Source organism: Saccharopolyspora indica, assembly GCF_027853965.1.
Lineage (GTDB): Bacteria > Actinomycetota > Actinomycetes > Mycobacteriales > Pseudonocardiaceae > Saccharopolyspora > Saccharopolyspora indica.
This window is the reverse complement of record NZ_JAQGLB010000002.1, coordinates 674,298-687,435: the sequence shown is the minus strand read 5'-3', so window position 1 is coordinate 687,435 and position 13,138 is coordinate 674,298. Positions and strand designations below refer to the sequence as shown.

Genomic DNA, 13,138 nt, shown 5'->3' with positions numbered 1-13,138 from the left:
GAGGAAGAGGCCGAGAAGGACTTCGGACTGACCGAGGAGCAGAAGGCCACAGCCTGGCGTCGGTCGATGCACTACTAAGTCCTGAAACACAAAAAGACCCCCTCCCGGATACCGGCCGGGAGGGGGTCTTTACGTACGTATTCAGTCAGGGTGTCAATTCATCATTCTCGCGAGCCTTCCGCTTCCTGCGCTCCTCGGCCGTGCCATCCAGCCCCCATTGTCTCCAGAGCTCTCTAACTCCTTGCGCGAGCCTTGCCACCATGATGTCCATTCCAGGGTACGATTGGTCAAACGCCTCCCTGAGCGATTCTTCCGTGAAGGGTTTCTTCGACAGATTCCCTCCCCTAAATCGCATAGTCAGCACCAGCTCACGAAGAAGGTACTCGTGCGGACCTCGGTTCCCGCTATTTTGGTAGTCCGAGAAGTAGGTTCCCTCGCACAGCATCTCGAATTCCCGCTGGAGCATCGGCACTAGGACAATGTCGTCCAACCGCGGCCTGTCATCCAGCCTAACTCTATCGCCGAAATAAGCGTCGATCATTCGAAGTAGCGTGTCCCACTCGCGCGTCTTTTCTGGACGCCGGCCGGGGTCGAATGGGCCGTGCACGTGAGACTTCCAATACTCAGCAGCTCCGCCCTTCTCGCGAATGAATGCACCCATGGCCTTCAGGTACAAAGTACCGAAGTTATCCGCTATTTCCCGAATTCCAGGGATCTGCTCTTCCGGATCACCTGGGATGTACTGAACCGAGTCGATGTCCATCTCATCGGACTTCAGCCAGTCGTCCACGACGGCCGATGACAGGTCAGGGTGCGCGACCAGCGTGCCGTCTTGGTACCAGAGCATCACCATGGGCCGCTGGACCACGATGCGCGTCTCCCCTGACGGGTCGGCAACATCCCGACCAGCCAGCAGCACCCGCTCGTCCGTCAGGTGCACCTGCGTCGGGGTTGCAACCCGTCTCGGTATCCCCCGCTCTTCATCCTCGATCATGCTCGGACCGTACCCCGAGGCGTTGCCCGCTAGTAGCAATCTGAACCCAAGGTGTCCGCAGGTGATTCTCCTGTGAAACGAAAAAAGAGCCCCTGGCTGGGAGTCCAGCCAGGGGCTCAATCATTGTTCTGCAACGGTAGAATGCCATCGGTGACGCCTTGCGGTGTCCGGTGCTGTCAGAACGGCGACAGCGTACCAGTCACTTCTTGACCCAGGTGCATCCTCCCTGAGTTCGGAAAGCCCCGTCCGATTCCTTGATCGTGACGGTCGCCTTCCCCTTCTCGTACCCGCTCGCGAGGTACGACGAAGTATCGCCCGTCGTGTCCGACAAGCGAGCCCAGGAGCAGGCTCGCCGGTCGTTGCTGGGGCCGTCCGTGCTGTAGGTGCCGGGCTCGATGTCGCTGCCGACGATGTGGGTGCCGTCGCCGATGTCGCCTGACGTGGCTTCGGCCTCCGGCTGCGCCGCAACCGTCACGGTCTCGGCCGGAGGCCGCGGTGCAGCCGGGATGCTCGGCGCGCACCCGCTGACCGCCAGGGCGGTTCCGACGACTAGCAGCGACCTCTTCACTTCTGTCTCCTCAGAAATTCCCAGGGGCCACCTGGAGGCAGGTCAGCCCGAGCGATCGCCACATCTCCACCACCTGGTCCCGGTCGTCCAGGACGATCGCGACCCGGTAGTGGTTCCGGATGAAGCGGTCAAACAGCTCCTTCTTCACTACGTTATCTTTCCGGTGATCTCCAGCGTTACGCATCATCAGCTCGTAGTCGGCACCCCATCCGAAGCCAAGGTGTTCCTTGATCCACAACACCGTGTCGGCACGGCAGGTTTCCGGCCGACCAGAGGTGAACAGGATCTCGTAACCCATCGCGTGATACATCAAGACAATTCCGATTACAGGCTCGTTCGGCAGATCCTCGGAGACGCGGGAATAGTCGTACGGGGAACGCCCGTCCATCTTCGCAACGGTCCCGTCGATGTCCACGATGATCGCCGGCTGTCCGCCCTCGGGCGGCTTGTACGTCAAGAGCTCAGACGGCTTCTCCGGCAGTTCTGGAAGCGGAAGGGGGTATTCCCTCCCCTCGATGAACCTTCGGTGAAGGTCTTCGATCACCTCCCAGCCGACCGACCTCTCTCGACTGCGGTCGTTGAACTCGCACCACGCGAGTTCGACGTTCGTCAGGTCGATGACGGAGATCTGCGCCCCTTCCTGCTCCGCAATCTCCATGAACCGGCGAACGTATCGAGCCCGCAGGTTCATGTCGTCCACGATCGCGGGCTGGTCGCTCCGCAGTGCGTCTCGGATCAGCCGCTCCTGAACCTTGGTGACTTCGTTCTCCTGCGCCTGGGTTAGTCCGACGAACTTCCCGAACAGCAGCTTCCGAAGGTGGTCCCGGCCGACCAAGCAAGCGCCGGTCGCCGCCTGGAGTTCCCGAGCCCGAGTGGTCTTGCCGCTGCCCGGCAAGCCGCGGTACACGAACAGTTCCTTCATTTTCTCCCCTTACGTTAATGTCAACTCAATGAACGAACGTGTTCTTCTTCGGCTCGATCGCCTTCCAGATCAAAGCCTGCGGATTCTGGCCATCCAGCAACTTGAACAGGCTTGCCTTAACAACCGGAGGCAGATCCTTCACTGCAAGAGCGAAGTCCTTTCGAGGCCCCTCGGTAAGGCCGTGGCTCACCAGCTCGCTAAACCGATCCTGGATCTCGTCGTTCAGGTCGTACCACTTCCCGAACAGGTCATCGGCCACTCGCAGAACCCAGCCATGGAACTCGTCGGGAAGGCACTCCAGCAGATCGCGGACCAGCCACGCATTTTGGATGTGCTCCCAAACAACGTGCTCATTCAGACCGGTCACGATCTTGTGCAGCCGGAGGTAGTCCGCTTGCTTGAGCTTCAGCATCGTCTGCGTCTCGTAGAACAGAACCACTAGACCCTCACGGCCCGGCCGGCTCGGAGCAGCCAGCGCTTCTTCGAGCGTGGAGTACTCGAACTCCTCGGCCTGCGGTCCGGACCAGTCCTCCTTCTCGAAGTACCGGGCGGGGTAGATCAGCCCGGATTCCTTGTGCACGGCTCCGATCAGAACAAGGTCATCCAAACCGTCGTAATCAACCACAATCCGATTCTCCGGATAGATGATCTCGAACAGCCACGTCTCCGACTCCTGGAACAGGGCATCCGAATACTTCTCCTGGAGAACCGCAGTGGCGTGGAGAGCCTGGTCCGAGGTGAACGAACCGCGGGTTGCAATTGCCCACTGGCCGTCAGGGGTCGGGTACAGAATCCCGAGCGACCCGTCCAGCTTGTCAGAGACCGTGACTCGCTCGTACTCCTTGTACGTCTTGCTTTCCGCTTCACCGTAGTTGAAGAACTTCGGAAACGGCCGGGCGACAATGGTTCCTTCATCATCCACAATCAGGCCCCGGCAGGTCTTAGTGACCTTGTTCCACACGTGGAAAATAACTGCCTTGTCGGTGTAGTTGTAGATCGACAGCGGGTAATCCGGGTGGCGCTGCACCCGGATGAACTTCTGCTCGATCATCTCGTTCAGCTCCGTCATGTCGAGCAGTTCGTGAAGCTTCATTCTCTCTCCTTAGACACAAAGCGGCCGAGTGCATACCCGGCCGCTACCAGCAACAGAATCGCTATGAGTTGAAGAGCTGCGTCAGTCACCGCCGCTCGCAGCCGCGGTGATCAGGAATCACGTAGATACCGGTTCCTGAATAGATGAATACCTTGTCAGAACCTTCACACCAGGTGTCCACGAATGTGCTTCCCTCGCTGTTTCCGCACCCCGCCAAAATCGGAGCGGCCAGGACCGCGATAAGCGCGAACTTCTTCATGCTTCGATCTCCCCTTCAGGTGTAATGACTCGACTGATGCCCGCACCTGCAATCAGCTTTCGGCATCCGTAGCAAGGCTCTCGGGTGATGTAGAGGTCTGCGCCGATGAGGTCTTCTCGGTCGCAGTAGAGAAGTGCGTTCGCTTCGGCGTGAATAGCGACGCATTGGCCTGCGCCTGAGTCGTAATCAGAACCAGGTCTAACCTCCGCCATTCTCCTTGGGCAGGTGCGACACCCCGGAGTACCAGCTGGGGCTCCGTTGTAACCGGTTCCACGAATTCGCCTTTCCTGGACGACTACAGCGCCGACGCGGGACCGCTCGCAGTCAGAGCGAGCGGCCACCGCCTCAGCGATTTGCAGGAAGTACTCATCCCAATCAGGCCGCTCCACTGCCCAACCTCTTGATCGTGTATCGGATAGCAACCTGAAGTGCCCCGTGCAGATCTCCGCAGCATCCTGCGGGGCCGCACATCGTTTCCGTGTAGACGCCCTCTGCAGCGTCGAAGACGTCTGCGGTGAACTCATCAACGAGCTGTTCGACTTCGCCGCCGTTCATCCCACCCCTCCAATCGAGCTGCACGAGCCTTAGCGGCCCGCTCGCGCATCACCTTCAGCCGTTCCTGTTCCTCGACCCACCGCGGATCGACCTCGTACTTGTCCCGAGTCGCGACATGAGTTCGACCGCAGGCCGGGAATGAAAAAGCGGTCCCTTCCGGAACCGCTGTGTAACCGCCGTCGTTCTGTTTTCCGTGAGAGCAGACCTCGACTACAAGGTCCGGCGTCTCGTCATCCACAGATCTCGCATTCCTCACCCGAAGCACAGATAAGTGCCTCGCTGTAGCCGGACCAGTTATCGACCCCGTGAGCCTCAAGAGCAGCTAGCTCCTCGTAAGCCTCCTCCAGATCTCGCAAACGCTTCGCCGTGATGGTCACGAAACCCTGGTTAAGCACCGATCACTCCCAACTCCCTGGCGATGGTGTTTCGGAAATCTGCTGCGATACCGGCGTAGACCGGTGCCAGCTCCATCGAGTTGCAGAGGTCCAGCACAGCCCGAAGAGCGTTTAAAGGGCTCTCCCCGAATGAATAGGGGTCCTCGTAAGCCCAATCCAGGCGTGTCTGAATTCGGTATTCGAGGTCAGTCACTTCACGCCCGCTTCCGTCTTGCTGAGGTGGTCGTTTTCCAACAGCGCCTTGAAAACCTGGCGAGCTGCGGAGTGGTACACGATGATCCCCTCAGGCTTCATAAATCCAGGAGCCGCGACCGAACCCCGAACTTCGAGATCCGCAAGCGTCTGCTCGATCTCCGCCTGATCGAACGGACCCTCGTAGAGAACTGGCACCAGGCCAAGGCCGGGCACCATGTCCAGCTCTACGTCGGAATACCGGCCGACGTTGAACAAGCTGAACCGCTTCTCGCCCTTCTCCAGGCCGTAGCCGCGCTGCACGCCTGATCCCCACCATTCCCCGTAGTGGTAGCCAGGGCCAAGCGTGTCGGCGAGAACTCCAGCGTGGTTCTCTACCCAGCGGGCGAAGCCGAAGTTGTCATCGTCCGGCGTAATGAGCTTGTTCCGGCTCTGCGCCCAGATCTCGGAGCCGTCCTCCGCAATGATGACGCAGGCGTTCGTTCCGTCGATCTTCTCGGTAATCACGATGTCGCGGTAAAGACGCGGAGTGGAGGGCCACTTCCGGAATTCGGGCTGATTCATTTTCTCCCCTTATGCGTGGTTGGCTTCCTGCCAGGTCTCCCCGGCTGGCTTAGCGTCGACTGGGAACTCGATCTCCTGCCCGCCGATAGCAGGCTTGAACTTCGTCCCCATGATTTCGAACAGGTAGTCCCGGCAGGCTTCCCAGTTCTTCTTGGGCACCGAGAACAAGATGGCGTCGTGAATCTGCGCCTTCACTCGTCGGATGACGTGGTACGGCATAGCGAGCAAAGCGTCACAGACGATTTCCGTCGTCCCGTTCTGCCCGAGCAGCGCCGGACTCTGGGTAAATTCGCGCCCCTTCTCAACCCACAGCTTCCCTCCCCATTCGTTCTGAACGTAACCGTTCTTCCGAGCGAACTCGCGAACCCGGTTCTGCCAGGAAATGAGAACCTTGAACTGGGCGTCCATACCGTTGACGAAGGTCTCGGACGTTTCCAGCGGCAGTCCCGAAGCACGGGAAAGACCCTTCGCCCGACCACCGTATGACCAGCCATGCCCCAAAGGCTTAGCCATCTGCCGGTACTTTTCCGGCTCGGCGGCTACGGCTTCCTCGCCCCACGCGGCAATCGCGTTAATGGTGTGGCCGTCCGCTCCTGGTTCGAATCGTTCGGCGTACTTCGCGTCTCCGCTGAGGGCCGCGACGATCCGAGCGTCAGCGTTCGAATAGTCGATTTCCAGCAGCAGATCGTCTTCGGAGTCGGGGATGAAGTAGCTTTTCTCCGCCGCTCCTTCTCCCCGAGACGTCCAGACCGTCAGCCCCGGCTTCGTGGTGCTCCACCTGCCGGAGCGCTGGAGGTTCGTGATCTCAGGGTGCACGAAGCCGTCCTCGTGCACCGAGTCGAGAGCCAGCTGAGCCAGCGACCTCTGGCCCTTCAACTCCGCGAGCGCCCGGCCCAGCTCCTCGGCCGCGGTGCCCTTGGTCAGCTCGATCAGCGTCTCGCCGCTGAGGGACAGCCCGAACGCCGTGGGAAGGGGGTTCTCCCGAAGCTCTCGGATCTTGTCCTCAGCAGCGAAAACCCAACGCTGGCGGGCCTTCAGCGAGACCGTCCTCAACTCGCCGGCTCGGATCTCGGACTCCCAGAGCCGGATCTTGGCTTCCAGCTCCTCGATCTTGTCCTCGGCCTCCGCGAGCTTCTTGTCCCTGTTCTGCCATCCAGGGGTCTTCGGCCAGTCCACGGTCCCTGGCGTGATCCCGTGATCCGCCAGCGCGGCCAGGATCGCCTTCTTGCCCTTGTCCGTGGACCACGGGGAATCACTGTCGGTCGGTAGGTCGTACTTCGCCGACAGCTCACCGAGCACCACGTCTCGCCGGGCCGCCAGCTGATCCCGTCGCCGAGTCGCCCGCTCGATGTCGAGCCGGAGGCCGTTGCTGGAGATGACCGCTGCACGGCTGGAAACCCGCTGCCTCCGCATGGCGTACGGATCGAGCGGTCCCTTCTTCAGCAGCGCCCGCGCAACCGCCTCCGACGCCTCGACGTCGCCTCGGAGGTAGTCCCGGTACCTCGGGTCATCGATCGGGATTTCCCCGAATCCGCCGAACTCAGCAGCCAGCGCCTTGAGGTCGTGCGTCTTACCCTTGACCCCGAGCTGGTGAGCCTGCTCGTCCAGGGAGAACCACTTCTTCATCTCGCCGGGCCCCTTGGCCAGCGCGGTCTTGCCGAAGCGGTTGACGTACTGGAACGGGGCCGGGTGCACGAGAACCGCGTGAGTCCACGTGTCGTACACCCGGCCTTGGTCCGCCAGTTCCATCGGAAAATCCGACTTGGTTCCGAAAACCGCAGGCAGGTCGAAGGCGTGGATATTGTGCCCGATGATCCACCGAGCCCGCTGGATCTGCTCCCGGATCTCCTCCAGATCCGCGGTGAGGGCGATCTCCGGCTGACCGACCCACTTGTACCCGATCAGGCGGACGAACGTCTCCGGAGCCATCGTGTGCAGGTACTCGGCGCTGTGCGTCTCGATATCAAAAACCAGCGTGCCGGTCGGCTTCAATTCTCCTCCTTACTGCCCCAGCACTCGAAGCGCCGACTTCAGTTCCTTCAGGTCCTTCTGAGCCTCGATCCGGCCGTCCAAGTGCGTATTTGCAACGTCCACCCAGGCATTTCGAGCGCGGGTCATGTCCTTGGCTGCCTCGAACCAGGAATTCGCTCGTTGCTGAACCTCGTCGTGCATGTGCTCCAGGAGCAGGAAGGACGATTCCCAGGCAGCCGATCCGGTCTTGTACTCGTCCCGTTCTGCCTCCGCAGCCTTCCGCAGTGCCCATTCCTCACGCAGTCGGCTTTCCATGAAGTCGTATTCTGCGCGAGCAGAATGAATCGCGGACCAGTAGTGCGTCTCCAGCTCTTTCACGCGAGCCTCTGCACTCTCGGCGCGGTCGTTCGCCTCGTTCGTATCCCGGGCAAACCGATCGATCAGAGACTCTGCTTCTTCCGCACGAGCGATCGCTTCGTCCCGCTCCTTCTCTGTAATACGAGCAATAAGTGATGTGTCTTCGGCGCGCTGCCGTTCGACCGCAAGGCGTTCTTCCAGTTCTGCAAGTCGCCGTTCCGCGCCCTGGGAGTTTCGGTAGTGGAGCTTGCTCATGTATTCGCCATCCCCGGCACGCTTGCGCCAAGAATCCGACGCCTGCTCCCAGATCTCCGCAGCGGTCTTGTAGTAGCCGATCTCTTCTTCCAGCCGGGTGTTCTTTTCGGTCAGGTCGAAGTTCTCCGACTCCAATTCGTCAATACGGTCCTGCCAGTTACCCAACGGGATCACTCGTCCTCTCCAAACATCAGAATCATTGCGACAACAAAGACGACAATCGCGATGAAGCTCGCGAAGAACACGAGCGCGATCATTCGAAGGGCTTCTCTGGGAAGTCCTGAAACTGGTTAGGGGCCACCTTTCGGAGGATCCGAAGAATCTCGCCAGCGAACTCACGGATCTCTGCGTCCGCTGCAACGTGCCAGCGCTTAGCCAGCATGTCCCGCCAAGCTCGATGATTTCCGGTAACCACGATTCGGGTTTCAGTGGCGTTCGGCATTACCGTGCGGGCAGCCTCGCGAGCTTGCTTTCGAGAAAGACCCTTAACACCCATCAGGTAGCTGACAAAGCCGTTGTACTCGCTTCGGATCTCATCAAAGATGTTCAGGTCCCCAAAGTCATCCCTCAGATCCTCAAAGTCATCACGCAGTGCCGGAGGAACAACCATCTCGGCGTCTTCCATATTCACGAAGCGCTGAGACATCTCCGAATACGACAGGTGCCGGTGCCGGATCAGCTCATGCGTGAGCGCACGGCTGACACCTTCGATATAGAACGTCGCCGAAGCGTGCTCCAGGACCGAGTTATGCCCCTGATGGAGAATGTTCGCCAAGTAGTCCTTATTCGCAGCCGTCTTCGGGTTCGGCTTGTGGAACGACTGGTAACAGGCACGGCCCGCGAACTCGGCGAGAATGTCCGCATCGATGGAATCCGGATCAGTCTCCATCCAGTTTTCCGTGACGTCGATCAGCTCGTTAAATCCGGTGCTCGTCTCCTGGAAATCCAGCTCGATCTTGGTGTGGGCAAGAAGGTGGACCTGCAATGCTCTCTCCTTTGAACAAGAAGGGGGCTCCCCGAAGGGAGCCCCCGAACGTTATTGTCAATTCATCAGAAAGGCGGCTCGTCGTCCTGGACCGGCTTCGGGGCCGCCTGCTGAGGAGTGGTGACCACGCCCGCCTGATCACTGCTGCGGCTCACGAACAGCCGGGGCAGCGCGTAGGTTCGGCCCTGCTTCGAGGTCGCCGACTCCACGGTGACCTTCAGCTTGTCGCCAGGGTTCAGCCCGGCCTGCTCCAACCGCTCCAACAGGATCTTGCTCGCCCTGCAGGCCATCTTCCGGCCATCCTCGGTGTCGAAGGCGAGCACTCGGTACTGGCCGTACTGGCCCTCGGTCAGACGACCGAGGTCAACGAACGCCCCCTCGAACTCGGTGCCGATCTTGGCGCTGACGAACTCGCGCTGCTCGAAGCTACCGCCATTGCCGCCGCCGATCTCCTGGTAACCCATTTACTTACGCTCCTTAGAGTTCTTGTTAATCCAGTCGGACTTGCACTGATTCGGGTCGGGATACGGAACAGCTGTGCATTCCCACAGGTGCCCGATCGACCCGTCTTTCTTCATGATTGACTTGTAAGCACGCTTCTGTCCGTGCTCGCATTCGGGGGCTTCCCCAGCCCAATCAGGTGGCTCGACGCTGCCAGCCGGCTGACCAGGCTTCAGGCTTTTCCCGGCTGGTCCTTCGCGTACTGCTTCTTGAAGTACTTGTCGATCTCAACGGCCTGCTTCATCAGCGTGCTGACCTTGCCATTGAAGTTCTCGACGGCGAAAACCTTCGCCACGAACTCTGGCTCGCCGTGAACCGTGGCTCCGATCTTGTCGTAACCGGGCGCAGAGTTGAAACTGAACGAAACCCAGTTGTCCTTCTTCTCCATCACAGGACCCTCATTCCACACGTCACTAGTCTTCTCTTCTGGGACACTTTCGAGGAATGGATCGTGCGCCATTTCTCTCCTTAGCTGTTCGTAATCGTCTTGACTTCGCAGGCGTCGGTCGTGCAGAACGCCTCACCGATGGCATCTGCGGCATTGCCCGCGTACACCGAGGACAAATCCACCGGCATCAGCCGCAGCTCTGCCGCCGAGAAATCGTCGGGCTCGATCTCGGTGTACGGCATCTGTGGATAGGTCAGGTTTCCCTGCGGCAGGAAACTCGCCGTCTTGAGCTGGCCCTCGTACATCGCCAACACAGTCCCGATGTGCTCGCCCTCGGTCTCCTGGTCGAACGAGAGCGTGACGCTAACCGAGTTATCCGACCAATACCGCTGAGCCATCGCTGCGAGGTGTGCCTTCTCGAAGAGGCTGACGTCCTTCTCCGACCGCTTGGCGCTGGAGCGGATCGGGAAGGCCACCACCGACGTCGTGTCCGGCGACTCGCTCGCAGGCTCGATGTCGTAGCCCGCCCAGCGGAACAAGGTGACCATCGGGTCGGTGTTCGCGAACCGAATCCGGCGCTCGAAGAACTCGCCGCCTGGTGCCCAGTGAGCTCCAGGGGACTCGCCCGCCAGGATCGACACGGTGCCGCTCGGCTTGACCGTGGTCGTCTTGATCGACGGCCGGACGCACAGCCACTCCGAGTACACGTCGTCGTAGTGCTGGATGGTGTTGTAGCCCTCGTCCATCCACCGCCGAAGCTCCTGCATCCCTCGCCGGTCGGCGAAGTTCGCGACGCCGGACATGCTTGTCCCGATGCGTCGGTTCCTCTGCATAATGGAGTTCGTTCGCGGCCAGTGTGTTGGAAGCAGAGTGACCGTTTTCGCGTACAGGTAAGCGATTTTCAGCGTCTTCTTGTAGTCCTCCAGGGTTTCGTGTCGGTTCAGGTAGGTCTCGACCAGCGTGCAGCACTCGAAGCTCTCAAGCGTCTGCTCGGCGCACGGGTTGTAGCCCGCGGCGCGGTGGTCCTTGTAGTTCGGAGCATCGGTCAGACGGCCGTAGTCCCGGCTGGTGTCCATCCAGACGACGCCAGGCTCGCCATTCCGGCGAATGCCCTCCACGATCCGGCTGAGGTCATCTCCAACCTGGACCTCGACGCTGTTGTTCGACATCCAGCCCCAGCCGGGCGCTTCCGGGTCGTAGGAGTTCCGCTCCGGGAACCACTCCGCGTCCTTGGCCCGCAGGAACTCCGGATCATCGATCGAGCCGAGAGCCAGCTCAGCCGACCGCCTGACGTTGCCGCTGACGACGCAGACTCCGATCAGGTTGCCGATATCGAGGATGTCCGTGGACGTGAGCGGAGCCCCCACCCGTCGCTCCAGCACTCGGCGGAGCTGGGTATGGAGCTTCACCAAGGGCTCCGGGCCGGCTGCGGTCCCGCCGAAGGTCCTGATCGGTTCTCCGGCCGGACGAATCTCCGAGTAGTCGAACCAGATCTCGGTCGAGTCAGGGAGCAGGTACGACTCCAGCAGGCGCATCACCGACCGGACCCAGCCCTCTCGGGAGTCCGGGATGACCCACTTCGAGCTGGAGGAGTGCGGCCGGTAGACCCGGAGGTTGTTCTCCACCCCCTTCAGGTCGAAGCCGACCCCGATGCCCAGCATGCTCGCTTCCATCAGGAAGGCGAACGGCTCAGCGGGGTGCTCGGGCGTCATGTCGGCGGTGGAGACGAACGAGCAATTCTGCAACGCGGCGGAATTACGCTGCTTGTTGACAAGCGCGGTACCCATCATCCAGAGACCTCGGCCGGGCGGAGTCCACTTGAAGTGGAACATCCGGTCGAAGGCGTCCTCCGCGGTGCCGCGCGCCTTCTCCTCGTCCCAGGGCAGCCGGTTGGCGAACGCCCAATCCCGCTGGATCGAGAACATCCCCTCGATGACTCGGCGGCAGACGTCGACCCACGTTTCCTTACTGCCATCCTCCTTCTTCCGCGAGTACGTCCGCAGGAAAGTGATCTCGCCGAGCGAATTACCCGCAGCATCCGAGTAACCCCACGGAACCGTGCGGCCGATGTAGCCGTCAACAAAGCTGTCGTCAAGCTCGAACGACATCAACTAGCATTCCCTCCGGTAATCATCATCTTGGTAAGCTCGAATGCCTGCCCCTCGCTGAATCCCGCCTCGATCAGGCTGGTGTAGTACTCGTGCAGGGCAAGTGCAGCCTCGACCATTGACCGAATCTCGAACGGCTCTTTCACGGATACAGCTCCTTAGCTCCTCCGACGTAACCGATCAGATCCTCAATCGGCCAGTTCTCCAACCTGTAGGGCTTGTCGAATGGTGTCAGCTCCAGCTCCAACTCTTCGTCATCCGCATACGGGTTGTGCGGCAGCGCTCGATCCTGCTGCCGCTCGTAATCGTCTAGATCCTCATCGTCGTAAATTCCCTTGGAGATGTCTCCACGGAACAGGCCGATCAGGGTCGCAGCCACTTCCCTCTCCTTACTGCGCGAAGGCATTGACCTTGTTGTCCTCGTTGAGGTCAGACTTGGAAATCAGTCGAGCCTTCTCGTTTGAAACGACCTTGCGTGTTCCTGGCCCCTCGGCGTGCTCCGCGAACCGTCGCTTGTGCGTCTGGTTCATCGCGTCGGTGAGTGCCGTAACCGCCCTGGAGAGCTTCATTCGCTCCGAAGGCTTCTCCTTGCTGTAGTCGCCCTCCACGTATTCATCCCAGATGACCTGGCCGTAATCACTGGTTCGCTTGAGGTGATCGAACCCCTCATGCAGATCCAGGAATTCGGTCAGTGTCTCGTTCATCTCGCCGAGATCCCAGCGGGCGGCAGTCAGCAGGCCCGACTTGAGCAAACTACGAACTCGGTCAGTGCCGTAGTACGAATTGCCGGAGAACAGTTCGTAGGAGTTCGAATACTGACTTGCAACCTGCTTCCCCCATCGCTTAAGTACATCGAACCGCAGAGCTGATTCCGCTTCTCGGAGGGATTCCTGCGCCTTCGGCGACTCCATCAGCCTGATCCAGATTTCCTGAACGATGTCGTCGGCCTCGATGACGCCTGGCCAGTCACGAGCCACGTAGCTAGCGGCCCGCTCGACCTCTTCCTTGAACTCGATCAACTTCTCTCCTTG

Annotated in this window: 18 protein-coding genes; all 18 read right to left on the bottom strand. The window is 60.3% G+C overall.

Annotation, left to right across the window (positions count from 1 at the left end; translation table 11 throughout):
- Nucleotides 1-145 precede the first annotated feature (145 nt).
- Nucleotides 146-994 carry a hypothetical protein gene (locus OU416_RS07185; protein WP_270926019.1) on the bottom strand — a complete coding sequence of 283 codons (849 nt, stop codon included), beginning with the start codon at nucleotides 992-994 and terminating at the stop codon, nucleotides 146-148.
- A 199-nt stretch (nucleotides 995-1,193) separates the two neighbouring features.
- Nucleotides 1,194-1,562: a hypothetical protein gene (locus tag OU416_RS07180; RefSeq protein ID WP_270926018.1), complete on the bottom strand. Its 369-nt coding sequence runs from the start codon at nucleotides 1,560-1,562 to the stop codon at nucleotides 1,194-1,196.
- A gap of 10 nt (nucleotides 1,563-1,572) precedes the next feature.
- Nucleotides 1,573-2,484: a phosphatase domain-containing protein gene (locus OU416_RS07175; protein WP_270926017.1), complete on the bottom strand. Its 912-nt coding sequence runs from the start codon at nucleotides 2,482-2,484 to the stop codon at nucleotides 1,573-1,575.
- Nucleotides 2,485-2,509: 25 nt separating this feature from the next.
- Nucleotides 2,510-3,577 (bottom strand): RNA ligase, encoded by a 1,068-nt coding sequence (locus OU416_RS07170; protein WP_270926016.1) that lies wholly within the window; start codon nucleotides 3,575-3,577, stop codon nucleotides 2,510-2,512.
- Nucleotides 3,578-3,662: 85 nt separating this feature from the next.
- Nucleotides 3,663-3,836, bottom strand: coding sequence for a hypothetical protein (locus tag OU416_RS07165; RefSeq protein ID WP_270926015.1), 174 nt, complete (start codon nucleotides 3,834-3,836; stop codon nucleotides 3,663-3,665).
- Nucleotides 3,833-4,225, bottom strand: a complete 393-nt coding sequence (locus tag OU416_RS40280) for a deoxycytidylate deaminase (protein ID WP_270926014.1) — start codon at nucleotides 4,223-4,225, stop codon at nucleotides 3,833-3,835. Before OU416_RS40280 ends, OU416_RS07165 begins: the two co-directional genes overlap by 4 nt.
- A complete protein-coding gene (locus tag OU416_RS07155) occupies nucleotides 4,212-4,391 on the bottom strand; it encodes a hypothetical protein (protein WP_270926013.1) in 180 nt (59 codons plus the stop codon). The genes OU416_RS40280 and OU416_RS07155 overlap by 14 nt, the downstream gene beginning before the upstream one ends.
- Before the next feature lie 230 nt (nucleotides 4,392-4,621).
- Nucleotides 4,622-4,768, bottom strand: coding sequence for a hypothetical protein (locus OU416_RS40365; protein WP_456300276.1), 147 nt, complete (start codon nucleotides 4,766-4,768; stop codon nucleotides 4,622-4,624).
- 207 nt (nucleotides 4,769-4,975) lie between these two features.
- Nucleotides 4,976-5,485 carry an RNA ligase family protein gene (locus OU416_RS07150; RefSeq protein ID WP_270926012.1) on the bottom strand — a complete coding sequence of 170 codons (510 nt, stop codon included), beginning with the start codon at nucleotides 5,483-5,485 and terminating at the stop codon, nucleotides 4,976-4,978.
- Nucleotides 5,486-5,551: 66 nt separating this feature from the next.
- Complete coding sequence (locus OU416_RS07145) at nucleotides 5,552-7,534, bottom strand: DNA polymerase (protein WP_270926011.1); 1,983 nt, start codon at nucleotides 7,532-7,534, stop codon at nucleotides 5,552-5,554.
- Nucleotides 7,535-7,543: 9 nt separating this feature from the next.
- Entirely contained in the window at nucleotides 7,544-8,299 is a 756-nt protein-coding gene (locus OU416_RS07140) for a hypothetical protein (RefSeq protein ID WP_270926010.1), read from the bottom strand.
- A gap of 79 nt (nucleotides 8,300-8,378) precedes the next feature.
- Nucleotides 8,379-9,110 (bottom strand): FAD-dependent thymidylate synthase, encoded by a 732-nt coding sequence (thyX, locus tag OU416_RS07135; RefSeq protein ID WP_270926009.1) that lies wholly within the window; start codon nucleotides 9,108-9,110, stop codon nucleotides 8,379-8,381.
- A 65-nt stretch (nucleotides 9,111-9,175) separates the two neighbouring features.
- Nucleotides 9,176-9,574 (bottom strand): hypothetical protein, encoded by a 399-nt coding sequence (locus OU416_RS07130; RefSeq protein ID WP_270926008.1) that lies wholly within the window; start codon nucleotides 9,572-9,574, stop codon nucleotides 9,176-9,178.
- Between the two features lie 209 nt (nucleotides 9,575-9,783).
- Nucleotides 9,784-9,999 (bottom strand): hypothetical protein, encoded by a 216-nt coding sequence (locus tag OU416_RS07125; RefSeq protein WP_270926007.1) that lies wholly within the window; start codon nucleotides 9,997-9,999, stop codon nucleotides 9,784-9,786.
- A gap of 80 nt (nucleotides 10,000-10,079) precedes the next feature.
- Nucleotides 10,080-12,107, bottom strand: coding sequence for a glycyl radical enzyme family protein (locus tag OU416_RS07120; protein ID WP_270926006.1), 2,028 nt, complete (start codon nucleotides 12,105-12,107; stop codon nucleotides 10,080-10,082).
- The gene (locus OU416_RS07115) at nucleotides 12,107-12,253 is read right to left on the bottom strand and encodes a hypothetical protein (protein ID WP_270926005.1); all 147 of its coding nucleotides are present in this window, start codon (nucleotides 12,251-12,253) and stop codon (nucleotides 12,107-12,109) included. Before OU416_RS07115 ends, OU416_RS07120 begins: the two co-directional genes overlap by 1 nt.
- Nucleotides 12,250-12,486 (bottom strand): hypothetical protein, encoded by a 237-nt coding sequence (locus OU416_RS07110; protein WP_270926004.1) that lies wholly within the window; start codon nucleotides 12,484-12,486, stop codon nucleotides 12,250-12,252. Before OU416_RS07110 ends, OU416_RS07115 begins: the two co-directional genes overlap by 4 nt.
- A gap of 10 nt (nucleotides 12,487-12,496) precedes the next feature.
- The gene (locus OU416_RS07105) at nucleotides 12,497-13,126 is read right to left on the bottom strand and encodes a hypothetical protein (RefSeq protein ID WP_270926003.1); all 630 of its coding nucleotides are present in this window, start codon (nucleotides 13,124-13,126) and stop codon (nucleotides 12,497-12,499) included.
- Nucleotides 13,127-13,138: the final 12 nt, after the last annotated feature.